This is a genomic window from Flavobacterium chungangense LMG 26729 (assembly GCF_000735715.2).
Lineage (GTDB): Bacteria > Bacteroidota > Bacteroidia > Flavobacteriales > Flavobacteriaceae > Flavobacterium > Flavobacterium chungangense.
Genome location: NZ_JASY01000011.1, coordinates 56,318 through 80,592 on the forward strand (window position 1 = coordinate 56,318; position 24,275 = coordinate 80,592).

The 24,275-nt window shown below is 32.2% G+C and carries 23 protein-coding genes; 5 read left to right on the forward strand and 18 right to left on the reverse strand.

All coding sequences use genetic code 11. The features are described 5' to 3' along the window. Nucleotides 1-5: 5 nt before the first annotated feature. From JE46_RS17260 to JE46_RS17320, 13 genes are all read right to left on the reverse strand, one after another. Nucleotides 6-1,178 (reverse strand): hypothetical protein, encoded by a 1,173-nt coding sequence (locus tag JE46_RS17260; protein WP_031456530.1) that lies wholly within the window; start codon nt 1,176-1,178, stop codon nt 6-8. After that, a complete protein-coding gene (locus JE46_RS17265; protein ID WP_031456531.1) occupies nt 1,175-2,170 on the reverse strand; it encodes a DUF2157 domain-containing protein in 996 nt (331 codons plus the stop codon). Before JE46_RS17265 ends, JE46_RS17260 begins: the two co-directional genes overlap by 4 nt. Before the next feature lie 131 nt (nt 2,171-2,301). Then, complete coding sequence (gene argH, locus JE46_RS17270; protein WP_031456532.1) at nt 2,302-3,582, reverse strand: argininosuccinate lyase; 1,281 nt, start codon at nt 3,580-3,582, stop codon at nt 2,302-2,304. Nucleotides 3,583-3,811: 229 nt separating this feature from the next. Continuing rightward, nucleotides 3,812-4,882, reverse strand: a complete 1,071-nt coding sequence (locus JE46_RS17275) for a M20 family metallo-hydrolase (protein WP_031456533.1) — start codon at nt 4,880-4,882, stop codon at nt 3,812-3,814. Nucleotides 4,883-4,978: 96 nt separating this feature from the next. Next, a complete protein-coding gene (gene argB, locus JE46_RS17280) occupies nt 4,979-5,752 on the reverse strand; it encodes an acetylglutamate kinase (protein WP_031456534.1) in 774 nt (257 codons plus the stop codon). A 79-nt stretch (nt 5,753-5,831) separates the two neighbouring features. Further along, nucleotides 5,832-6,779, reverse strand: a complete 948-nt coding sequence (locus tag JE46_RS17285) for an N-acetylornithine carbamoyltransferase (protein ID WP_031456535.1) — start codon at nt 6,777-6,779, stop codon at nt 5,832-5,834. 86 nt (nt 6,780-6,865) lie between these two features. After that, nucleotides 6,866-7,627 carry a glutamate 5-kinase gene (gene proB, locus JE46_RS17290; protein WP_031456536.1) on the reverse strand — a complete coding sequence of 254 codons (762 nt, stop codon included), beginning with the start codon at nt 7,625-7,627 and terminating at the stop codon, nt 6,866-6,868. A 96-nt stretch (nt 7,628-7,723) separates the two neighbouring features. Next, nucleotides 7,724-8,920 (reverse strand): glutamate-5-semialdehyde dehydrogenase, encoded by a 1,197-nt coding sequence (locus tag JE46_RS17295; protein WP_031456537.1) that lies wholly within the window; start codon nt 8,918-8,920, stop codon nt 7,724-7,726. Between the two features lie 26 nt (nt 8,921-8,946). Beyond that, nucleotides 8,947-10,086, reverse strand: coding sequence for an aspartate aminotransferase family protein (locus tag JE46_RS17300; protein WP_031456538.1), 1,140 nt, complete (start codon nt 10,084-10,086; stop codon nt 8,947-8,949). An 85-nt stretch (nt 10,087-10,171) separates the two neighbouring features. Beyond that, nucleotides 10,172-11,149 carry an N-acetyl-gamma-glutamyl-phosphate reductase gene (argC, locus tag JE46_RS17305; RefSeq protein WP_031456539.1) on the reverse strand — a complete coding sequence of 326 codons (978 nt, stop codon included), beginning with the start codon at nt 11,147-11,149 and terminating at the stop codon, nt 10,172-10,174. After that, entirely contained in the window at nt 11,142-12,335 is a 1,194-nt protein-coding gene (locus JE46_RS17310) for an argininosuccinate synthase (RefSeq protein ID WP_031456540.1), read from the reverse strand. The genes argC and JE46_RS17310 overlap by 8 nt, the downstream gene beginning before the upstream one ends. 54 nt (nt 12,336-12,389) lie before the next feature. Next, complete coding sequence (locus JE46_RS17315) at nt 12,390-13,037, reverse strand: GNAT family N-acetyltransferase (RefSeq protein ID WP_031456541.1); 648 nt, start codon at nt 13,035-13,037, stop codon at nt 12,390-12,392. A gap of 466 nt (nt 13,038-13,503) precedes the next feature. Beyond that, nucleotides 13,504-15,771: a M1 family metallopeptidase gene (locus tag JE46_RS17320; RefSeq protein WP_031456542.1), complete on the reverse strand. Its 2,268-nt coding sequence runs from the start codon at nt 15,769-15,771 to the stop codon at nt 13,504-13,506. A 185-nt stretch (nt 15,772-15,956) separates the two neighbouring features. Here JE46_RS17320 and JE46_RS17325 point away from each other — a divergent pair, with 185 nt between their 5' ends. Continuing rightward, the gene (locus JE46_RS17325) at nt 15,957-16,811 is read left to right on the forward strand and encodes an aldose 1-epimerase family protein (RefSeq protein WP_031456543.1); all 855 of its coding nucleotides are present in this window, start codon (nt 15,957-15,959) and stop codon (nt 16,809-16,811) included. A gap of 62 nt (nt 16,812-16,873) precedes the next feature. On the opposite strand, the gene JE46_RS17330 is transcribed toward JE46_RS17325, so the two are convergent. The 5 genes from JE46_RS17330 to JE46_RS17350 all read right to left on the reverse strand — a co-directional run bounded on the left by JE46_RS17330 (nt 16,874) and on the right by JE46_RS17350 (nt 20,474). Further along, entirely contained in the window at nt 16,874-17,716 is an 843-nt protein-coding gene (locus JE46_RS17330) for a DUF2911 domain-containing protein (protein WP_031456544.1), read from the reverse strand. A 72-nt stretch (nt 17,717-17,788) separates the two neighbouring features. Beyond that, nucleotides 17,789-18,451 (reverse strand): HAD family hydrolase, encoded by a 663-nt coding sequence (locus JE46_RS17335; RefSeq protein ID WP_031456545.1) that lies wholly within the window; start codon nt 18,449-18,451, stop codon nt 17,789-17,791. A gap of 22 nt (nt 18,452-18,473) precedes the next feature. Beyond that, nucleotides 18,474-19,193, reverse strand: coding sequence for a tRNA threonylcarbamoyladenosine dehydratase (locus JE46_RS17340; RefSeq protein WP_031456546.1), 720 nt, complete (start codon nt 19,191-19,193; stop codon nt 18,474-18,476). Nucleotides 19,194-19,218: 25 nt separating this feature from the next. Next, nucleotides 19,219-19,875, reverse strand: a complete 657-nt coding sequence (locus JE46_RS17345) for a TatD family hydrolase (protein WP_031456547.1) — start codon at nt 19,873-19,875, stop codon at nt 19,219-19,221. Then, on the reverse strand, nt 19,875-20,474 hold the full coding sequence (locus tag JE46_RS17350) for a DUF1684 domain-containing protein (RefSeq protein ID WP_031456548.1): 600 nt from the start codon (nt 20,472-20,474) through the stop codon (nt 19,875-19,877). Before JE46_RS17350 ends, JE46_RS17345 begins: the two co-directional genes overlap by 1 nt. Nucleotides 20,475-20,859: 385 nt before the next feature. On the opposite strand from JE46_RS17350, the gene JE46_RS17355 reads away from it, so the two are divergent. The 4 genes from JE46_RS17355 to JE46_RS17370 all read left to right on the forward strand — a co-directional run bounded on the left by JE46_RS17355 (nt 20,860) and on the right by JE46_RS17370 (nt 24,273). Then, entirely contained in the window at nt 20,860-21,762 is a 903-nt protein-coding gene (locus JE46_RS17355; RefSeq protein WP_031456549.1) for a right-handed parallel beta-helix repeat-containing protein, read from the forward strand. A gap of 185 nt (nt 21,763-21,947) precedes the next feature. Beyond that, complete coding sequence (locus JE46_RS17360) at nt 21,948-22,319, forward strand: BlaI/MecI/CopY family transcriptional regulator (RefSeq protein WP_031456550.1); 372 nt, start codon at nt 21,948-21,950, stop codon at nt 22,317-22,319. A gap of 5 nt (nt 22,320-22,324) precedes the next feature. Beyond that, the gene (locus tag JE46_RS17365; RefSeq protein ID WP_031456551.1) at nt 22,325-24,052 is read left to right on the forward strand and encodes a M56 family metallopeptidase; all 1,728 of its coding nucleotides are present in this window, start codon (nt 22,325-22,327) and stop codon (nt 24,050-24,052) included. An 80-nt stretch (nt 24,053-24,132) separates the two neighbouring features. After that, nucleotides 24,133-24,273 carry a hypothetical protein gene (locus tag JE46_RS17370; RefSeq protein ID WP_031456552.1) on the forward strand — a complete coding sequence of 47 codons (141 nt, stop codon included), beginning with the start codon at nt 24,133-24,135 and terminating at the stop codon, nt 24,271-24,273. Nucleotides 24,274-24,275 lie beyond the last annotated feature (2 nt).

Below are 24,275 nucleotides of genomic sequence, written 5' to 3' on the forward strand. Positions count from 1 at the left end.
AAGTATTAAAAACTTCCTGCAGATCCACCTCCACTAAAATCTCCACCACCAAATTCCATTGGCGATTCAGATGGTTTTACTTCAGTTTTCATTCCGAATGTTGAGGCGATTATTAATGCTTCTGCATTTAAAAAAGTATTTGGATTTGATATCCTGCCTGGTTTAAAGGTAATACCAGCTTCTTTATTTTTAAGTTTTCGTATTGAGAAGTAAGCAATAGCAAATAAAATTAGACCGCCTAATGTTAAAGCAACTTCAGGAGGCAAAACATGGTGATAAGTTCGAAATGTGAAAAATGAAAAACAAAGGCAAAATAGACCAATCCATAATAAAATTCTTTCTTTGCTTTTAAGTGCAAGAAACAAATATAAAGCTGGAACTATAAACGTAAAAATCCAAAAGAACCAGGCAAACGGAATTTCAAGACTTTCACCATAATAATTTTCTATTAAAAGGGCCGAAAATTCACGTACAACATAATAATTTCCTGAAAAATATAACAGTACTAAACTTGTACTTTTTACCAAAAGAATCCCATTATTATAGAAAGTAATTCTTAGATTATTTATAAGATTTTGACAAAAATAATAAGTTCCAATACTAAAAAGCATCATAAGAAATGGTAAAATCATTTTTGCTGATTCTCTAAAATCAATTATTGCATAGCCTATCGTTAGTGTTAATCCCAAATAGAAAACCAAAACAGATAACAAATGCAAATAACGCAAAAACAAAATAAGCGAAACTATTGCTACGGTTATTGAAACAGCTAAAAAATTATTTCCATCTGTAGAAATTGCAACCGCTATACCTGCATTTAATATTGTTCCAAAAACAAAAGCCTCGTCTAAACCGTTTCTGTAATAATTATTTCTTGCCAAAAATTCACAGCCTGCCAATCCTACGATAGCAAAAATATAACAACAGATATCAAGATAATCGCTGGGTAAATTATTATATCCAACGATTGAAATAGCACCCCCGATAGAAAAATACAGCAATATCCCTAACAGCAAGAATCCTATGCGTATTAAAATATTATTATGAATTTTAAAAGATGGCAGCTCTTTTTCTATTAAACTTTTTTGAGCTTTATTTATAAAACCTCCTTTAAGTAAAGAATCAGCTTGTTCATGTAATTGCAGATTCTCTAATAATGCTTTATCATATACTATCATTGTAATATTCTCTTATTGAAATCCTTAATTAATTTGATAAATAATAGTATCGAAACTGTTATATAAATGGGAGATGTAAACAAAATAAAATCATCCCTCCTATTCGCCTCCATAGCATCTATGATTCTGAAAAGAAAAATTGATACTCCGATAAAAGCATAAATAATCATAAAAACATATATTGAAATTGCCTTTAATGATAAACTAACTTTGTAAAAATACAAAGATGAAAATGATATTGGGATTATAACAAGCAACCAAATATCTGAATACCATTTTAATAAATTATTAATCAATGCAATGCTAATTATATGTAGTGCAAATGTTTGAAAAATTAAATTAAAGTGAATTTTAAGAGCTATTCTGGTACTATAGATTGTCCAAAAAATTAATAACAACCCTAGTATGATTGCCGAATAACTTAAATTTTGATTAGAATAAAAGTCATTATGAAGCAAATCCTGTGGTGTAACAGAAAAACCGACATAAGCTGCTAAACCAGTAATAGCAATAGTGAGAACACTTTTATTATCAAAATAATAAGCACAAAAAAAACTGACAATGGTAGGAATCAAAGTTGCCGAACCATAATTTGTTCCAAAAAAATCATATTGAAATTGCAAATAACCAATAAAAATGCAGGTTAGAATATTGGCAATAAGTACTAAATACTCTAAAACCGGATTCTCAAAAATAGTTTCTGACTTTTGAAAACCTTTTGAATTTTTAAAACAAAAATAAAAACTGACAATGACAACGATTAACAATAAAGATAAAATTGCAATATGCCCAATTGTATCAATGTTTTTATAAATTAAAATTCCGACACCAGAGGTAAAAAGTAAAACAGATATATACAGAAACATTTTCAACTCTGCATTTAATGAAAAAACTTCTAAACTTCGATAATTTTTTATTTGGTTCAATTGTTCTTCCGTGATGAATTTTTTCTCAAAAAGATTTTGAGTTTGTTCTTCTTCAAATTTTCTCATATTTAATACTATTAACTACACTTCAAATTCATACATTTTAGGTCGAAATTTCTTAAAAATTAACCTCTATGATTAAAAAAACCGATTTGTATTGATACCAAATCGGTTTTGTAATTTTTTCAAGATGAGATTCAAAAGGCTACACTCATTTTATCTTTTATATTCGCTAAACACAAATTATTAATACTTCCCTCATGAGTATGCTTTGTTTCTCTTGGAGATTTGTAAGTTCCTGCTTCTAACTGTTCAGCAACTGCTTTGTAGGCATCTCTAAAAGGCATTCCATCAACCACCATTTCATTTAAAGTATCAACTGTAAACAAATAATCGTATTTTTTATCTTCTAAAATATGATCTTTTACGGTAATGTCTTTTATTGAAAAGATAGCAATATCCAGACATGCTTTCAGGTTTTGAATCGCAGGAAACAAACCTTCTTTTAAAAGCTGTAAATCCCTGTGATAACCACTTGGCAGATTATTGGTAATTAAAGTGATTTCGTATGGAAGTGCCTGAATCTTATTGCATTTTCCTCTGATTAATTCGAAAACATCCGGATTTTTTTTGTGAGGCATGATGCTCGAGCCTGTTGTAAGATGCGCCGGAAGACCAATAAAATCAAAGTTCTGGCTCATATACAAACAAACGTCCATGGCGAATTTTGATAAAGTTCCTGCAACACTTGTCATGGCAAAAGCAACTATTTTTTCTGCTTTTCCACGGCTCATCTGAGCTGCAACGGCATTGTATTTTAAGGTTTCAAAACCTAATTCCTGGGTTGTAAAGGTTCTGTTGATCGGGAATGAACTTCCGTAACCTGCCGCAGAGCCTAACGGATTCTGATCAACAATTTTTAAAGCAGCATTTAGCATTGTAATATCATCGATTAAACTTTCCGCATATGCCGAAAACCACATTCCGAATGACGATGGCATCGCAATTTGCAAATGCGTATAACCCGGCAATAAAACGTTTTGATGTTTTTCTGCAGATTCCATTAGCAAATCAAAAAGCGTTTTTACCTGTTCTTTTATGGCTTTTAATTCGTCTTTTAAATACAAGTGAACATCTACTAAAACCTGATCGTTACGGGAACGCGCGGTGTGGATTTTTTTTCCGGCATCACCTAATTTTACCGTTAATAAATACTCGATTTTAGAATGAACATCTTCAAAACTGTCTTCGATTTCGAAATTCCCAACCACAATGTCGGCAATGATGTCATTTAGGGCATCAACCAAAGAAGTGGTTTCTTCTGGGGTTAATAATCCTATTTGTCCTAGCATTTTGGCATGGGCGATTGATCCTAATGCATCGTATTTTGCCAAAACTAAATCCAGTTCACGGTCGTTTCCTACTGTAAATTGTTCAATTTGTTTATCGGTTGGTATTCCTTTTTCCCAAAGTTTCATAACTTAGATTTTTAGACTTCTTAGATAGATTAGATTATTAGACTTCTTAGATTTTAGACTTTTAGATTATTCTCTTTGTCGAATCTTTGAAGTTATTTTCTAATTTACTTCTAATGTCATTGTTTATATTGATAGTGTTTCTAGCCCCGATAGTAGTGGAAATCCTTTTGTTTTTTTCTTTAAAAAATAAAAGATTGTAACGGATAGCGGGATTAGCTCCTTAAAACTATTATAATTTAAAGAAATCGGTTAGTATTTTGATATACAAATCGACTCCTTCTTCAATTTCATTTACAAAAATAAATTCGTCTGCTGAATGCGACCGCAGAGTTTCTCCAGGTCCTAATTTCAAGGACTGGCAACTCAACACCGATTGATCTGATAATGTTGGAGAGCCATAAGTCGTTCTTCCTAAAGCTATTCCGGCCTGTACTAAACCGTGAGCGATTGGAATAGATGACGAATTTAAATGCATTGATCTTGGTGTAACTTCAGCATTTACATTTGCTTTAACTACTTCCAGAATTTCAGCATTGTTATAACAGTCCGTAACACGTATATCAACCACCAAATCACATTCTGATGGAACAACATTATGCTGTTTCCCTGCGTTGATCTGGGTTACAGTCATTTTTACCGGACCTAAAACGTCTGAGATTTTGTCGAATTTATAGTTTTTGAACCATTCCATTACCGGAATTGATTTGTATAAAGCGTTATCATCGTTTTGGTGTGCAGCATGACTTGCGGTACCTTTTACTTTTACGTCAAGAACTAATAAACCTTTCTCTGCGACAGCTAATTGCATCAATGTAGGTTCTCCAACAATGGCGCAATCGAGTTCTGGTAAATGTTTTAAAACACTGTTTAAACCATTTTTTCCACTGCTTTCTTCTTCTGCCGAAGCAACAATAACGATATTGTGTGATAAATTTTGGTTTTCGTAAAAGTGTACAAACGTTGCTAATAACGAAACCAGACAACCTCCGGCGTCATTACTTCCTAAGCCGAATAATTTACCATCTTTTTCAATCGCTTTGAAAGGATCATTTGTATAAGCCTGATTGGGTCTTACAGTATCATGATGAGAATTTAATAAAAGTGTTGGTTTGTTTTCGTCAAAATATTTATTGAAAGCCCACACATTGTTATTTTCTCTTTTAAAAGGAATCTCGTTTTGACTGAACCAATTTTCTATTAAAAGAGCTGTTTGATCTTCTTCACTTGAAAATGAAGGGGTTTCAATCAGGTTTCTCAGTAAATCAATTGCTTCCCGGGTAAGCGTTTCTATATTTTTCATTTTAATTAGGTACTGATACTATCCCGATAGCTATCGGGACTGAAATTCTAAGACTGCAAAAGTCTTGGTTTCTTTGAAACTTAGCAACTTTTTCTTTTATAAAGTAATCGTTGTATGCAGAACATCTGAATTTTGAAGCATTCTGTGATGCCCAATCTTAATTTTCTGCACACCTCGTGACAAACTATTGAAACAGTTATCCAATTTAGGAATCATTCCGGAATGGATTACTTTTTCTTCTTTTAGTTTGTTGTATAATGTTTCGTTGATTTCTGTAATTACAGAGGAATCGTCTTCTGAATCCTGTAAAACACCTTGTTTTTCAAAACAATATGTTAGTGTTACATCAAAAATTTCAGATAATGCAATTGACAATTCACTTGCAATGGTATCTGCATTTGTGTTTAATAACTGACCGTTTTTGTCGTGTGTAATGGCACAGAAAACTGGTACGATTCCAGCTTCTAATAAAGTCGCCAGTAATTTGGTATTGACTTGTTTTACATCTCCTACAAATCCGTAATCAATAGTTGGGTGGTTTCTTTTTGTTGACTGAATTAAATTCCCATCAGCTCCAGAAAAACCAATTGCATTATTGTTTTTTGCCTGCAGTTGCGCCACAATATGTTTGTTGATCTGACCAGCATAAATCATGACCACAACATCCAGCATTGGAGCATCTGTGATTCGGCGTCCGTCAATCATCTGAGGAACCAATCCAATGCTTTGCGCCATTTTCGTAGCCGATTTTCCACCGCCGTGAACTAATACTTTATATCCTTCAATTTTAGAAAAATCAGTTAAAAATTGTTCTAATTCAGTTGGATTATCGATGATGTTTCCACCTATTTTGATTACTGATACTTGCATAAGATTCTAAGCTGCTAAGTTTTTTTTTAGATTCTGAAATATTTAGCAGCTTAGTACCTCAGAATCTTAGAAGTTTTTTTTACAATTTCTTCAAAATCTTCTGTAGCACTAATTGCGCAGAATACGTTCTATTATTTGCCTGTTCGATTACAATAGAATTTTCACTATCGATTACTTCATCGCTTACAATTACGTTACGACGAACCGGAAGACAATGCATGAATTTTCCGTTGTTGGTTAACGCCATTTTTTCGGCAGTAACTGTCCAGTTTGGATCACTATTGGTTACTTTTCCGTAATCATTAAAATTACTCCAGTTTTTTACGTAGACAAAGTCCGCGTTTTCAAAAGCTTTATTTTGGTCGTATTCTATTTTGCAGTCTTTTGTAATTTCCGAGCTTAGCTCATAACCTTCAGGATGTGTAATGACAAAATCCATATCTTTTTGCATCTGCATCATTTCTACAAATGAATTGGCAACAGCCTGTGGCAAAGCTCTTGGATGCGGAGCCCACGAAAGTACTACTTTTGGTTTGTGCTTTGTTTTGTATTCTTCCATTGTGATTGCATCTGCCAAAGACTGTAATGGATGACGTACAGCACTTTCCATGTTTACGATGGGTACCGTAGCATGTTTTAAAAATCCTGAAATTACAGTTTCAGCATAATCTTTTTCTTTATCTACTAAACCTGCAAAAGCACGGATAGCAATAATATCCCCATATTGAGAAACTACTTCTGCAGCTTCTTTAATATGTTCTGAAGCACCGGAATTCATTACGGCGCCGTCTTCAAATTCCAAAGTCCAGCCTTCGCTGCCAAAGTTCATCACCATAACATTCATTCCTAAGTTTATGGCCGCTTTTTGTGTACTTAAACGAGTTCTCAGACTAGAGTTGAAAAACAACATTATTAAAGTTTTATTCTTTCCGAGTTTTTTGTTCTTAAGCGGATTTTTTTTGATTTTGATCGCGCTTTTAACCCATTTTGATAATGAGTCGATATCTTTTATTGAAATGTAGTTCATGTTTTTTAAATTAATTAGAAAATGTGATAATTTGATAATTAGATAATTATGACATTTTCTAATTTTCTAATTATCTAATTGACTGATTATATTATTTTTGTAAAAGGAATTTCGTCCTTTAGTGCTTTTAAAATAAAATTATCATTTAGTCCATTGACTATCCAGGTTTCAATATTTGCCGCTTTTGCAATTCCTGCAGCTTCTATTTTAGACTGCATCCCACCTGTTCCGTGTGATGATTTTGAATCTCCGATTTCTTTTTCTAAAAGTTTCAAATCGTTCACCAGTTTAATAGTTTCAGGAACTTCATTATGAATTGATTCTTTGGTATAAATTCCGTTTGTATTGGTTGCAATTATCAGAATATCAACATTTAGCAGCTCTGCAGTCAAAGCGGCTAATTTGTCATTATCTCCAAATTTAATTTCATCAGTTGCAACAGTATCATTTTCATTAATGATTGGTATATAATTGTTTTTTACTAATACATTAATTGTATTTACAATATTATCTTTGGATTGTTGTTTTTCAAAATCAGAATAAGAGAGCAGACATTGTGAAATATGCAATCCCAAATCACTGAAATTTTCATGGTAAATACGCATCAAATGAGGCTGACCAATAGATGCAAGAGCCTGTTTTACAAACACATCTTTATCATTATTATCCAGTTTTACAAATTGCTTAGCTGCAGCAATTGCTCCGGAACTCACTATGATAAATTCATATTTGTCTTGTAAAGCTGCAATCTGCATACCAATATCCTCAATCTTTCCCCGCGAAATATGATTGGTTTCTTTGGTTAAGGTATTACTTCCTATTTTTAATAAAATCCGTTTTTTAGCCATTTTTTCTAAAAGATGCTAAGGTTTTAAGACGCTGAGATTCTAATTTTTCTAGAATTTTCAAATTATCTAATTGCCTCAATTTTCACATTATCTCAATTATCTAATCTGTCCTTCTCCGTAAACATACCATTTATTCGTTACCAGATGCTGTAAACCAATTGGTCCTCTCTGATGTAATTTATCGGTACTGATCGCTAATTCTCCACCAAGACCGAACTGTCCGCCATCCGTAAAACGAGTTGAAGCATTGTGGTATACTGAAGAAGCATCAACATTATCCATAAATTCCTGTGCCAAAGCTTCATTTTCAGTAATGATAGAAGCCGAATGACCTCCACAATATTTATTGATTTTGGCAATCGCTTCGTGATTTGAATTTATCGTTCCGATTACAATTTTATAATCTAAAAATTCTTCATACCAAATCAATTCACTTTCAATAGCAAGAACTCCTGTTGCTTTAGCAAAAGCATCATCTCCTAAAACAGTAACTTTGAATTTTTTCAGTTCAGTCACTAATTGTTTAGCAAATATTTCCCAATTTGGTAAATTCGTATCAATTAATACTTTATCCAATGCATTGCAAACTGATATATTTGATGTTTTTCCGTTAATGATAATCGCCATTGCTTTTTCTAAATCCGCATCTGCGTTTACATATACAAAATTATTTCCGCGACCACTTACAATTACAGGACAAGTAGCATGCTTTTTGGTAAATTCAATCAGTTTTTCACCTCCACGAGGTACAATTAAATCTACTTTTTGCGTTGGTTTTTCGAGAAACTCCTGCGTCTGAACTCTGTCATAATTCAAGTATTCAACCCAATCAGTTGAAACGCCATTGTTTTCCAATGCCTGATGCCAAAGGCTTACAATTTTCTGATTGGAAAGTAAGGATTCTTTACCGCCCTTCAAAAGAATTTTATTTCCCGATTTAAATGCAATTCCTCCCGCTTCTACAGTTACGTCCGGACGGGATTCGTATATAATTAAAATAGTTCCAAAAGCAGCCGTTTTGTTGCTGATTTTCATTCCATTTTCATGGGTGAAAGTAAAACGAACCTGCCCTACCGGATCTTCCTGACTCGCTAATTGCTGCAGGGAAAGAATCATACCATTTACTTTAGCATCATCTACCAGCAAACGCTTTTCCATCGCCAGATCTTCACCTGAATAATTAGATAAATCATGTTGGTTGATGCTTTTAAGTGCTTCTCTTTCCTGCTCTAATAAACTCGCCATTGTAGTTAAAACAGCATTCCTTTTTTCGATTGGAAGTATTGTATTCATTGTTATTAATATTTAGCCAATGACAATTAATTTTTAAGCTCTTGTAAACTTTCTTTTAACGCTTTTACAAACGTATCGATATCACCTTTTTTCACCGTTAAAGGCGGTAAAATTCTTAATAGATTTTTGTTGTTTGCGCTTCCTGTAAAAATGTGTTTTTCGATAATTAATTTTTTTCTCAATGCTGCTACGTCAAAATCAAACTCAACACCAAGCATTAAGCCTTTTCCTTTTACTTGTTTGATTCCGTCTACTTCTTTGATTTTTTCTAAGAAATATTCATAAACTTCATTTACGTTCTTTTGTAAATCTAATTTTTCGATTACATCCAGAACTGCGATTCCTGCTGCACAAGACAAGTGGCTTCCGCCGAAAGTAGTTCCTAATAATCCGAAACTTGCCTCGAATTTTGGAGAAATCAAAATCGCTCCAACAGGAAAACCATTCCCCATTCCTTTTGCAACTGAAATAATATCAGCATTGATTCCGTGGTGTTGGAAAGCGAAGAATTTCCCGCTTCTTCCGTATCCGGATTGCACTTCGTCTAAGATTAAAACAACATCGTGTTTTTTACATGCTTTTTCTAAAGCCTGAAAAAACTCAGTTGTTCCCTGGTCTAAACCTCCAACTCCCTGAATTCCTTCAATAATTACAGCTGTGACATCACCTTTTACTAATTCAGCTTCAACCAACTCGATTTGGTTTAAAGGTAAAAATGTAACTTCCTGCTGTGCATTTATTGGCGCAACAATCTTTTTGTTATCAGTAACCGCAACTGCAGCAGAAGTTCTTCCGTGAAAAGAATTATGAAATGCCACAACTCTTGATTTTCCATTATGGAAAGAAGCTAATTTCAATGCATTTTCGTTTGCTTCAGCTCCGGAGCTGCACAAAAACAATTCGTAATCTTCTAAGCCAGAAAGTTTTCCTAATTTCTGAGCTAATTCTACCTGTAAAGGATTCTGAATTGCATTCGAATAAAAGCCTAAATGATCTAATTGATTTTTAAGTTTTGCTACATAATCCGGCTGTGTATGTCCGATGGAAATTACACCATGTCCGCTATATAGGTCTAAATATTCTACTCCTTTGTCATCAATAATTGTACAATCAATTGCTTTTACCGGAGTGATATCGTATAATGGGTAAACGTTGAATAAGTTCATCTTTTTTAGTTTTTGGTTGATTGTTGATGGTTGTTGGCTTAAGTTCTATATTCTATTAACTATAAACCAACAACTATCAACTAAATTAAAATCCGCTTGGTTTCAAATGTAAACCAGTGGTTTCTTCTAATCCGAACATTAAATTCATGTTTTGAATCGCTTGTCCTGAAGCACCTTTGGTTAAGTTATCGATAATTGATGTTATGAGAACCCGGTTTCCTTTTTTCAATAAACTAATAATACATTTATTCGTTTGTACAACCTGTTTCATATTTATGTTGGTTGTTGTAACGGTTACGAACGGTTCATTTTTATAGAACTCTTCATATTTCGCTACTAATTGCTCCAAACTATCATCACATAATGTATAAAGCGTTGCAAAAATTCCTCTTGGAAAATCTCCTCTATTTGGAATAAAAAGCAATTCGCTGTCAAAATCATCCTGCAGCTGAACCAGACTTTCTGAAATTTCACCTAAATGCTGGTGTTCGAAAGCTTTATAATGCGAAAAATTATTGTTTCTCCAGCTGAAATGAGAAGTTTCTGAAAGACTTACTCCTGCTCCTGTGCTTCCGGTTGTAGCATTAATATGAACATCATTATTCAGCAAATTATGTTTTGCTAAAGGCAATAAAGCCAATTGAATAGCAGTTGCAAAACACCCTGGATTTGCAATATAATCTGCTTTTTTGATTTCTGCTTTGTTTATTTCAGGTAATCCATAAATGAAATCTTTTCCTTCAAAATTTGCGTCTTTATTCAATCTGAAATCATTTCCTAAATCTATAATTTTGGTATGACTCGCAAACTGATTTTCTTTCAAAAAAGAAATTGATTTTCCGTGACCTAAACATAAAAAAACAACATTCACATTCGGATTGATTTCGGCTGTAAAATTCATTTCGATATCGCCCATCAAATCGTGGTGCGCTACAGAAAGTGGTTTTCCTGCATTTGTTGTGCTGTAAACAAAATCGATGCTTACATTTGGATGATACATTAAAATTCTGATGAGTTCTCCGGCCGTGTAACCCGAACCACCAATAATTCCGATATTAATCATGATCTAAATGATTTACAGATGAAAATATATTTTGTGCATTTCCAAGAATTTTAATAAATCCTTTTGCATCGTCAGATGTCCAAGCATTATTCATTTCGCCATACTGACCAAAACCAGTATTCATCAAATCATTTTTAGATTCGATCCCGTCAAGTGAAAAATGATATGGTTTTAAAGAAACGGTTACAGTTCCATTTACTGTCTTTTGAGTATCCTGAAGAAAAGTCTCGATGTTTCTCATAACAGGATCTAAAAACTGACCTTCGTGAAATAACATTCCGTACCAGTTTCCTAACTGCTCTTTCCAGTATTGCTGCCATTTTCCTAGAGTATGTTTCTCTAATAAGTGATGCGCTTTGATGATAATTAATGGTGCAGCTGCTTCAAAACCAACTCTTCCTTTAATTCCGATAATAGTGTCTCCAACGTGAATATCTCTACCAATTGCATAAGCATTTGCCAGTTTTTCAAGTTTTACAATATTTTTTTCAGGAACATCTTTTTTGCCGTTTAATGCAACTAATTCTCCTTGCTCAAAATGAAGAGTTACTTTTTCTTCCCCATCTTTTTGCAATTGTGAAGGATAAGCTTCACTTGGCAACGGCTGGCTTGAAGTTAGTGTTTCCTTACCTCCAACACTTGTTCCCCAAAGTCCTTTATTGATAGAATATTGTGCTTTTTCCCAAGAATAATGTACTCCATTTTTAGCCAAATAATCTACTTCTTCCTGTCTTGAAAGTTTTAAATCTCTAATTGGGGTAATGATTTCAATTTCCGGTGCGATAGTCTGGAAAATTAAATCAAAACGAATCTGATCGTTTCCTGCACCTGTACTTCCGTGTGCGATTGCGCTTGCTCCTACTTTTTTAGCATATTTGATTGCTTCAATTGCCTGGAAAACACGCTCTGCACTTACTGATAATGGATATGTATTGTTTTTTAATACGTTTCCGAAAATCAAATATTTTATAGCTTTATCATAATATTTGTCTACGATTGTAAGGTTGGCATGTTGTGCACTTCCTAACTCGTAAGCTCTTTTTTCAATGGCAGATAATTCTTCTTCATCAAATCCTCCTGTATCCACAAGTACGGTATGAACTTCGTATCCTTTTTCATTTTTTAAATATTTCAAACAATACGAGGTATCTAATCCTCCGCTATAAGCTAATACTACTTTTTTCATTTTTTATAATTTAGGCTAATACTTTCGTATGTAGCAGTTTGAGATTTCTTTTAATTAAATTTTGAATAAAAAAATAAATGACAATAATTTATTTAAAAATAAAGCTTGCTTAATTTTTTTAAGTCTGCTTAAAACAGCCTCGTTAAAAGGATGTCTTGGTGGATCTTTGGGCTTATCTTTTGGGTCATATAACATTCCTGTACAAAGACACATTTTATTTTCTTTACTTTGCAGAATTTGAAAATTAGTACAGGTTTTACATCCTGCCCAAAAACTTGGATCAGTAGTTAATTCGGAAAAAGGAACAGGTTTATAACCCAAATCAGAATTGATTTTCATTACAGCTAAACCAGTTGTAATACCAAATATTTTTGCATCTGGATACTTTTGTAATGAATATTCAAAAACCTTAGATTTTATCTTTTTCGCTAAACCTAAATTTCTATAATCCGGGTGTACAATTAGCCCTGAATGTGCCACAAATTGTCCGTGCTGCCAGCTTTCTATATAACAAAAACCTGCAAATTTTCCGTCTGCCAGAGCAATCATCGCATCGCCATTAGCCATTTTTTTCTGAATGTACTCAGGCGTTCTTTTAGCAATCCCCGTACCTCTTAATAAGGCCGATGATTCTATCGTATCGCAAATTTCCTGTGCGAATTTGAAGTGTTCTTCCTGAGTAACAACAATAGAGATCTTCATTTCAATAATTGAAGTTTAGCGTTAACATTAAAAAATATTGTTTGGTTTGAAATCTAAAATACCAGCTAATAAAATTAAAAGCTGTTGAAGCAGTATTCTCAAAATCAAAAATTTGATTAAGGAACTTTCTAAATAAATAAATGCTTTTGGTATATGTTTGTCCGATGGACAACTTATGTGATTTCAAAATGAAAAATGAATATAAATAAATACGCGACGAAAAACTCTTTGAATACTATATAGATAGCATCCGTACTTCGGGAGAAGTACCAGGAGAGATTGTCCGTGACAAAGAAGTTATATGTAAACTTATTTTATTCATTGGTGCAAAAGTACACTATTTTTTTATTTAGAAAACTAATTTTTAAAATTCTAACATTTTTTTAATTGTATGTTATTTTTTAAACAAAAAAAGTCCGATAGATTTCCACAAACCTATCGGACAGAGTTATTTACAAAATTTATTTTAGTTTTTAGTAAACGGTATTACTTGTCCGTTCCCTAAAACAGTCATATCAAAAGCTGTTTTTGCTTCATTAAATTTGAATTTCAAACCTGCTCTGTTAGATATAAAAGTGTCTTTTTCTCCTGCAACAGGATCAACTGTAAACTTTGGAAAATCTGTAATTTCTACATTCAAAACACTACTTTTCTCAGTTAATTCAATTTTCAAAGGTGCACTCTTTGTAGAATAAACCCCTAAATAACTGTCCAGAATAATGTCTTTTTCAATTTTTCCTTTACTTGCAGTCCAAACATTGTTACTTTCATTATTATCCGGAAACACGTGATCAGGATCTAAAGTAATACTTTCTATTTCTTCAGTAGAATTATGTTTGAAAGACCAGTCATTATTACGCTGCCAAATTTCTACAGGTAATTTAACTCTTGTAATCTTTCCGCTTTTTGCCTTAACATCTAAAACAATTGGCATTGGCATTTTATCAAAATTTTCAATATTGATGATGACACCTTTTGAAGGATCATTTTTTACATATTTTATAGAATTAATTCCCTGATCAAAACGCCAGTTATTTACATACCAGCTTCTCCAGAACCAGCTTAAATCTTCACCTGCAACATTTTCCATAGATCTAAAGAAATCATCCGGCGTTGGGTGCTTGTAAGCCCAACGTTCTATATAAGTTCTAAATGCAGTATCAAAACGTTCTTTTCCTAAAACCTGCTCTCTTAAAAGTATAAGACCTGCACTTGGTTTAAAATAACACAACATACCAATATTAGCTTCTTTCATATTATCCGGAGAACTCATAATGGTTTCTAAATCAGGTCTTGTAAAAGATTCTGCTTCTTCATGCAAATCAGTTGCTTTTTCTTTATACTCACCATTATTAAAAGCTGTAGTACTCAATGAATTAATAAAAGTATTAAAACCTTCATCCATCCATGCAAATAATCGTTCATTAGAGCCTACAATCATAGGAAACCAAATGTGACCAAATTCGTGATCTGTAACTCCCCATAAATCCTGGCCTTTTGATTTCCATCCACAAAAAACAATTCCGGGATATTCCATCCCTCCTTCGTTTCCTGCCACATTGGTAGCAACCGGATAAGGATATTCAAACCATTGTTTAGAATAATGTTCAATAGATGCTTTTACATATTCTGTAGAACGTCCATAAGCATCTTTTCCTGCACTTTCAACAGGATAGGCAGATAAAGCCAAAGCCTTTTTACCGCTTGGCAGGTTTATTTTTGCTCCATCTAAAATAAAAGCCGGAGATGATGCCCATGAAAAATCACGTGCATTTTTAATTTGGTAGTGCCATGTTTTTTCTGCTGACGCATTTGCATTTGCAGTAGCTGCAACCTCTTCTGCAGAGCGAATTACAACTGTTTTATCACTTTGAGAAGCATCTTTGTAACGTTTAAATTGCTCAGCAGGTAAAACCTCTGATCCATTTACCAATTCACCTGAACCAACAACATAATGATTTGAAGGTACTGTAAGTTTTACATCAAAATTACCATATTCCAAATAAAATTCTGAAGCTCCAAGATACGGAGCCGTATTCCATCCTCTTACATCATCATAAACACACATGCGAGGATACCATTGTGCAATTGTAAATATCTTTCCGTTTTTAGTTTCCAAAACTCCCATTCTGTCCGAACCTTCGAATGGGGCAATGAATGAAAACTCAATTTTAATTTTTACAGAAGCCCCTTTGGAAGCTAATTCCTTTGGAAGGAAAATTTGCATTCTGGTATCTGTAACTATATATTTAGCTTCAACTTCAGTTTTTTCCTTACCGCCAGAAATCACTTTTACTGATTTTATTTTATTTCCACCATCAAAAACCTGTCCCTGAGCACCATTTCGGCTACCTGTTAAAGGCACGACAGCATTTCCTCTTGAATCATTTTTAAATAAATTCTGATCTAAATTAAGCCATAGAAATGACAATTTATCAGGACTATTATTGGTATATGTAATTTCATCTGTACCAACAATTTCATTTGTATTTGCATTTAACTTTGCTGTAATTTGATAATCAGCCCGGTTTTGCCAGTATTCAATTCCCGGCTGGCCGCTTGCTGTACGGGTTGGAGTACCATTTTTTGTGTAAAAGTGCGGTGCAAAAGCATCATGATAATTGTAATTATTAACGGGAGTTACTGCTGTTGATGGTGCTTGTTGTGCCCAAACAGAAGAAATTCCTCCAAACAAAGCTATTGTCAGTAAGGCTTTAGAGAACTGTTTTTTCATATTTATATCTGTTTATATAGCAAATTAATGAAAAAAAAAGCTATTTGCAGAGAAAAGCCAAAGCATATATTTAATTTTAGCAAAATATTATCAAAAAAATAATTTAAGCGATTTTCTTAAGAAAATAAAATTTATAAAATTATATTTATAATGAACACAAAAATTAATCTTTTAAAAATTCTATTTTGAACACAACAATATCAAATTCAAAACTTAAAGCTTCTATTAAACTTCACGGAGCTGAATTATTCTCCCTTGTTGACAATGGAAACAAAGAATATATGTGGAATGGCGATCTAAATTTTTGGCCAAAACATTCTCCAATTCTCTTTCCAATTGTAGGAAGTTTAAAAAATGAAAGTTATACTTTTAACGAAAAGGAATATAATTTAGGGAGACATGGCTTTGCCCGCGATATGGAATTTCAATTGATCAAAAAAACGGAATCTTCAGCTACTTTTTCTTTATCTTATAATGAAGAAACGCTTCAAAAATATCCCTTTAAATTTGAATTGCAGATTATTTACAAACTTGAAGAACACAAACTAAATATTAAATACAAAGTAATCAATAAAGGAGAAACAAAACTTCCTTTTTCTATAGGTGCTCATCCTGCCTTTTCTTTACCTGAAAAATTTTCAAATTACAGTATTGAGTTCGAAAAAGAAGAAAAATTAAAATATTCACTTCTTGAAGATGGATTAATTTCTAATACAACTAAAATTTTAGAAACTGTAAATAATGAAGTGTCATTAAATTATAAATTATTTGAAAACGATGCTTTGGTTTTTAAAACCCTCAAATCAAATTCATTAACTATTTTTCAAAATTCAAAGCCATATATTAAAGTAGATTTTGAAGGCTTTCCAAATTTAGGAATCTGGACTAAGGAAAATGCTCCTTTTATTTGCATTGAACCTTGGTTTGGTTATTCTGATACTGTTGAAAAATTTGGTGATTTGTTTAAAAAAGAGGGAATCTTAATTCTGGAAGCAAATCAAACTTTCAATACCTCATTTGAAATAGAAATCTTTAATTAAAACAATAAAACCCATTTTGACAAACATTCAAAATGGGTTTTATTTTACAAAAAAGATAAGGATTATCTACTCCATTCTGAAATACTATCCTTATTCATTTTTACATAATCCTGATTATTTGCAGCTTCTGAAGCAGCCAAAGAAATTTTAGCCGTTTCAATAGCACCTGCTTTATCTCCTTGTTTTGCCTGAATTAATGATTTCAATCTTGATAAATAATAAGGCTTATCTGTACTTAATTCCAAAGCTTTATCAACATATTCTCTTGCACTGATCATATCGCCATTTGATTGAAATAAATATTGTGATGCCGCATAATAATCATTCCATGTTGGTCCTGCCAATGTTTTTTTAATACTTGCAGTTGCTATTTTTGCAGTAGGAACTTCAAATTTCAAGGAAATATGAGAGTTTTCCCATGCCATCTCTAAATAAGCTGAATTTTGCTCCAAACCATTTATACCAATTGTAAAAGTTTCAACCGGAGTTGGCAGACCATCTTCTTTTACAGTTGTTCGTAAAGCTACATAAGCATCGCTCCAGTTTTCAGGTAATCCCCAATTATCTGTCGAAAGATAAAAAATCACTTCCCAGCTTTCAATTTTCGGAATCGTATAGATTGAATATTTCCCTTTTTTTAATGTTTTCCCATCAATAACGACATCATCTCCAAAATTGATGATTGTATTTTCGTTAGCACCTGTTCTCCATAACTTCCCAAACGGAACTAAATTTCCAAATACTGCCCTGCCTCTGGCACCTGGTCTTGAATATGTAACTTCAACATCCGTTAATCCAACAGTTTGTTTGATATATCCTTTTGGACTAGCCTGCGGAGTTTTTATTTGTGCTTCTACAGCAAAAGGCGCCAAAATAATGGCTAATGCAATAAGTATTTTTTTCATTTTTTATAACTCTGTTTTGTTTTTTTCAAATTTACAAATTCAAAAAGGGGAAAAAGTTAAATTTTACTTAATTCAGACTATTAGTTGTGATATTTTTTCTGCGCTTAACTCATTAAAATGATTGATAATCAAATTAGCTTCGGATAAATCCTGTCCTTTAGAATTTTCACTTCTGTAACCAACACAAAAAATACCTGCACCCTTTGCCGCTTTTACACCATTTGTACTATCTTCAATTATAATACAATTTTCTTTTGGTGCGACTGATAAAGAAGCTGCATGCACAAAAATTGCAGGATTTGGTTTTGATTGAGGAAAATCTTCACCACTAACAATTGCTGAAAAAAATTGGTGTAAATTAAATCGGGTAAAAACGCGGTCAATAGTTACTTTCGAAGCAGATGAGGCCAAGATTAGCTGAATTCCGTTAGCGTGCAAATCTTTTATTAAGTCCTCAACACCTTCTAATAAATACAAATCTTCTTTTGTATCAAAAGCATCATTAAAAATGCTTCTCTTTCTTTGAATTAAATCTTCAATCCCGTATTCAATTGTTGGAAAAAAATCTTTTAATGTCTGAAAAGTATTTCGTGTCGAAAAACCTGTGAACGAAGTATACATTTCTTCTGTCACAGTAATTTTTAACTCCGAAAATTGTTTGTAATAGGCATAGCGGTGAACAGGTTCTGTGTCTACTATTACACCGTCCATGTCAAAAATTACAGTTTTTATCATTACTTTGTAAGCTCTTAAATTATTATTTATTTTTCTTTATCAAATAACGAATTACTGTTTCAGCTGCGTATAATCCAAATAGACCTGGCATGTAACTATTGGTTCCGTAAAAAGATTTTTTATAATTGGATCCGTCAGTCATTCTTAAACTTGATTCGTCCTGAATTTCCGAAGAAAAAACCACTTTTAATTTGTCAATTTTAGATTCTTTCAAACGTCTGCGAATGGTTTTTGCAAAGAAACAATTTACAGTATTTGTAATATCTGTTACTTTGACTTTTGAAGCCTCCATTTTACCTCCAGCGCCCATACTGCTAATAATTTTAACTTTTTTACGCTTAGCTGCAATAATTAAATTTAGCTTTGGAGTAACACTGTCAATACAGTCTAAAACATAATCAAACTCATCAGAAACAATTTCGAAAGCACGTTCAGGAGACAAAAACTCCTGTATACGGGTAAGTTTTAGTTCCGGATTAATATCCTGTAAACGGTCACCCACAATAGTGATTTTTGGTTGCCCAACAGTCGAATGTAAAGCTGGCAATTGTCTGTTTATGTTGGTAATATCAACCACATCACCATCAACAATTGTCATTTTTCCAACTCCTGCTCTTGCTAAAAATTCTGCTGCAAACGAGCCAACCCCGCCTAAACCTACCACCAAAACATTTGAGTTTTGTAAATTATTTAAACCTTCTTTTTTAAATAAAAGTTCAGCTCTTTCTGTCCATTCTGCCATATATTTAGTATTTATTTTTATTCAATTAAAATTTACTCACGTTAAAAACCACCTCAAAATTGCTTGAGATAATTTCTTTTAATTCACTTATTGTCAATTTCTTATATTCAGAAGCTAAATCATAAACTTTATCAATATTTTCTTCAATTGTATCTGTTTCCAAAAAAAATCTATCATTTGGAACATTCTGAAAAATTGTTTTTAAATCAGAATTTCTAAGTAAACTTTTTCCAAATGAAAGATAAAATCCTTCTTTAATAAGCTGATTAGAAATCTGGATATTTTTTGAAAATCCATGTACAATCATAGGAACAGAGATTTTCATTTTTTTCTTAATTGCAATTATTTCCTGAAAAGCCGCTACACAATGTATTACAACCGGTTTTTTATTTTTTTCGGCTAAATATAATTGTTTTTCAAAAACAATTATTTGCTGATCAAACGGAATTTCTATTCTTTTATCCAAACCGCATTCACCAATAGCCAGACATTTATTTTCTTTTAATTTTTCTTCAATAATTTTTAAATCGGCATCAATTCTGTTTTCAACAATATACCACGGATGAATTCCAATAGAATAAAACGGAATTGAAGCATCAAAATCTTGAGGATATTGATTAACTAATTCTAAAATATCAGGATCATTTGTAAACTGATGTGTATGAAAATTAAAGAACTCCATTAATGAAAAGTTTTGACACCTGCTCTGATTGCAACATTTAAATCATTTTCTAATGGGACTATTGGGCATGAATATTTATGATTATAAGCACAATATGGATTATAGGCTTGGTTAAAATCTATTGAAATCGTATTTCCTGTCGGAATTCTTAAATCAATATATCTTCCACCAATATAACTTTCCTTTCCACAGGTCAAATCTGAAAAAGGCAAAAACAGATAATCTTTATATTCATTTGTATTAGAGAGTGCAACATCCTGATAAACATTTAATTTTAGTAATATTCCATCAACTACAAACGAAACAGTACCGTATTTAATATATTTAGGTCTTCTGCTTGTAGAGGTTTTCATTTCAAAAGCTTTTTCGTTTTTTGCTTTTACAAATTTTGCATTCACAAAATATTTACTTTTTACAGGATAAAACTCTAGCGTTTTAAAAGTTTTTAAATCCTCTTCCATTAACGGACTTGTCTTAGCATCAGCATACTCAGAATTAATCTTTTTCTGAAATTTTTCAACATCTAAAGGATTAAATTTTTTTTGGCAAAAGCCTGTAGTTAAAAATAAAAACGAAATAAAAACTAAGATTTTTTTCATCATAAAATTTTTTGGCAAAATTAACCAAAAACAACAAATTAATTGTTGTCCTCCTGATTTATTGTCTGATATGTTTAAAGTTGCGGATAAATCTTATACGAATTTTTTAAAAGCTTTATTCACTTCATAAAAAAACAATATTATAAAATAAATTTATATTTTAGTTAATTTATTGAACTAATTCAATTTTTTAATTAATATTTTTCACTAATAATCATTTTTTTATATTTTTTTTTAAATAATAATCAATTTATATTATTTTTTTTACATAAGTTTGCGTAATCGATTACACACTGGTAATCAGTATTTTAATTCTAAGCGCTTAGAATTAGATAATAACATTTTTTAACCTTTAATTATTAACCACTAATCAAACTTTACTATTATGAAAACAAATTTTAGATTACTTTTTTTATGTTCAATCCTTTCTTTTACCGCTTGCGAAACCAGCGACACACCAGTAACAGAAAATGAAACCGCGATTGATCAACAGGAGACTATACCAACAAGCACTTCTCTTACTGCCAAAACCACTACAGTTACAACAGAGTCAGCTTTAAGATCAGCTGTATCATCTGCAGTTGCCGGTGACGTTATTAAAATTAGCGGAACAATAAACCTTACACAAACTCTTGAGCTTGCAAAAAGCGGTACTTCAAGTTCGAAAATAAGTTTTACAGGAGGTACATTAAACTGCTCAGGTCTGCCATCTGGAAGCTGGGGTGTAAAAGTAAACGGAAGTTATTGGAACATTACAAGTATGACAATCAAAAATGCACCTGATTGCGGTTTGGTATTTCAATCCGGGGGATACAATTATGTTAATAATGTAAGTACTTTAGCAAACGGGGATTCAGGTTTACAAATTTATAACGGAGGACATGATAACTACATTCTTTCCTGCAAGTCAAACGACAATTATGATGCCGCAAACGCAGGAGAAAATGCAGATGGTTTTGCCTGCAAATTATCAGCCGGAAAAAACAATGTATTTGAAAACTGTACAGCAAACCATAATTCTGATGACGGGTGGGATCTTTATGGACAACCTTATACTGTAACAATAAAAGGTTGTACAGCCAGTAATAACGGTTTTGGAACAAATGGAGATGGAAACGGGTTTAAATTAGGAAGTGCCGGACAAAACGTTGCTCACACTGTAACTAATAACACTGCTACTAACAATCTGGCCTGGGGTTATGATGGTAATGGAAACACAGGTCACATTACTATTACTGGAAGTGGAGGTTCTGGTAATAAAAAAGGATTATTTACTAGATTGTTTTAATTTACAAAACAAAAAATTCTCAAAGGCTATCTAAATTTAGATAGCCTTTTTTTTTATTTAAAATACTGATTAAAAAATAAATAAGCTAAAAAAAAAAATTTTAAAACTATAAAACACGTTGCTAAACTATTTTTTTAGTTGTGTAACTAAAAAAATAGTTGTAAGTTTGATTAAAATAAAACAACATGCAAAAATTAACCAACAAGGAAGAAGAAATCATGCACATTTTATGGAAGCTAAAAAAAGCTTTTGTAAAAGAAGTTCAGGCTGAAATAAAAGAAGACCAACCACATTATAACACGCTTTCGACAATTATTCGCAATCTGGAAGAAAAAGGTTTTGTAGCACATAATGCCTTTGGGAATACACATCAATATTATCCGATAATAACTTTGGAAGCATATAGCAAAAAATATATGAAAACTGCAATTGATAATTATTTCAACAGTTCTTATAAAAATATGGTTTCGTTTTTTGCCAAAGAAGAAAAAATATCTGCTGCAGAATTACGCGAAATCTTAGCTATGATTGAAACTCCAAAAGAAGAAGAAAAATAATTACTATGGAAGCACTTTTTATTTATATTGCAAAATCATCCGGATTAGTTATATTGTTTTATTGTGCCTATTATTTTTTATTACGCAAAGAAACATTTTTCAACAGTAACAGATGGTTTTTACTGACAGGTTTAGTAACGTCACTAATTCTACCTTTTTTGTTTTACACAAAAATTGTCTGGATAGATCCTGTTCCAGTCTCAAGTACTAATTATTCACAAAGTTTTATACCCCAAACTATTCAACAGGAATTATTTGAAATCAATTGGAATTACGTGATAATTTCTACTTATTGTATTGGATTCTTTATACTTATAATAAAATTTGCTGCTGATTTTTATAGTTTAAATTCAGTCCTGAAAGGAAAAAAAATACAACAGCAAGCTGACTTTAAATTCATTGATGTATCCGAAAACATTGCTCCATTTTCTTATTTTGATTATATCGTATACAACTCATCAATGTATACAAGCGCAGAATTAGAAAACATTATTGAGCACGAAAAGGTACATAGCGATCAGAATCATACTATAGACGTATTAATTTCCAGAGTGTTTTGCCTCCTGTTTTGGTTCAATCCAATTATTTGGCTGTATAAAAAAGCCATTTTACAAAATCTTGAATTTATTGCCGATAACGAAGCCTCTAAAAAAATATCAGACAAAAAAGCGTATCAATACACACTTTTAAAAATAACTACACATGAAAGCTGTGTAGCCATTACCAATCATTTTTATCAATCATTAATCAAAAAACGAATTGTCATGTTAAACAAAAATCAATCAAAAAAGAGAAATTATTGGAAGTATTATGCCATACTTCCGGCACTTGTAGCATTTGTATTTTTATTTCAAATTAAGACTATTGCACAAGAGAAAAAAGAAGCTCAGCAAATTTCTAAAAACCCAACTTCTGTTGACGTTTATAAAATTAAAAAAAGCACGACCGATCAGGAGTTAAAAGAATTTACTGAAAAATTAAAACGAAATCATAATGTAGATGTTGTTATATCTGATATTAAGAGGAATACCAAAAACGAATTAACAGCAATTAAAGTAGAGATCCAAAAAGGAACCGGTGAAGATCAAACCATACAAATTGAAGGAGACGAACCTATTAAAAGCTGTGGAATTGTTATTACAACAGAAAACGGATCTAAAAAAATCAATGTGGTTACCGATGGCGGAATGGATAAACCAATAGTTGTTGGTGATAATCTTATCATAAATGGTAAAAGCAATTCAACTAAAATAAGTACAATTTCAACGATTACACCTCCTGTTGCTCCTACTCCGCCTACATTTCCAACAGGTCCAATGCCGCAAGCTCCTGCTCCAGATATGTCAAAAATGCCAAAACCACCAGTTCCTCCATCAAATCCAAAGGATAAAGCAGCCATGAGTAAATTTGAAAAAGAAATGGCTGAATTTGAAAAAAAAATGGAGTCTTTTGAACCGGATATGTCTGCGTACGAAAAACAAGTTGAAGAAATCATGTCTAAACGCGAAGCCCTTTTTGAAAAAGAAATGGAAAAATATGAAGTAGCAATGGATAAATTCAATGCTGATATGGAGAAATATACTGAAGAAATTGAAATAAAATATGGTAAAGATTCGAAAGAGTATGAAGTAAACATGAAACAATTCGAGAGAGACATGAAACAATTCGAAAAAAACATGAAACTTCATGAAAAAGAAATGAAAGAAATGGAGAAAGAAAGCCAAAAATCTTAAATCGATTATATAAAACGTAAAAAAGACTTTGCCATTACAGCAAAGTCTTTTTTTATATCTTTGAAAAAATTAATTCACTTATGTATAAAATCCTAGCCAAAATAAATAAAATTATTTTACCAAGTTTTACCAAACAAGGTCTAGACATTTCGAAAGCAAAAAAATGGCAAATGGCAATTATTGGTTATCGTGCATATGTCACAAAACGAGCCTTAGATTAATA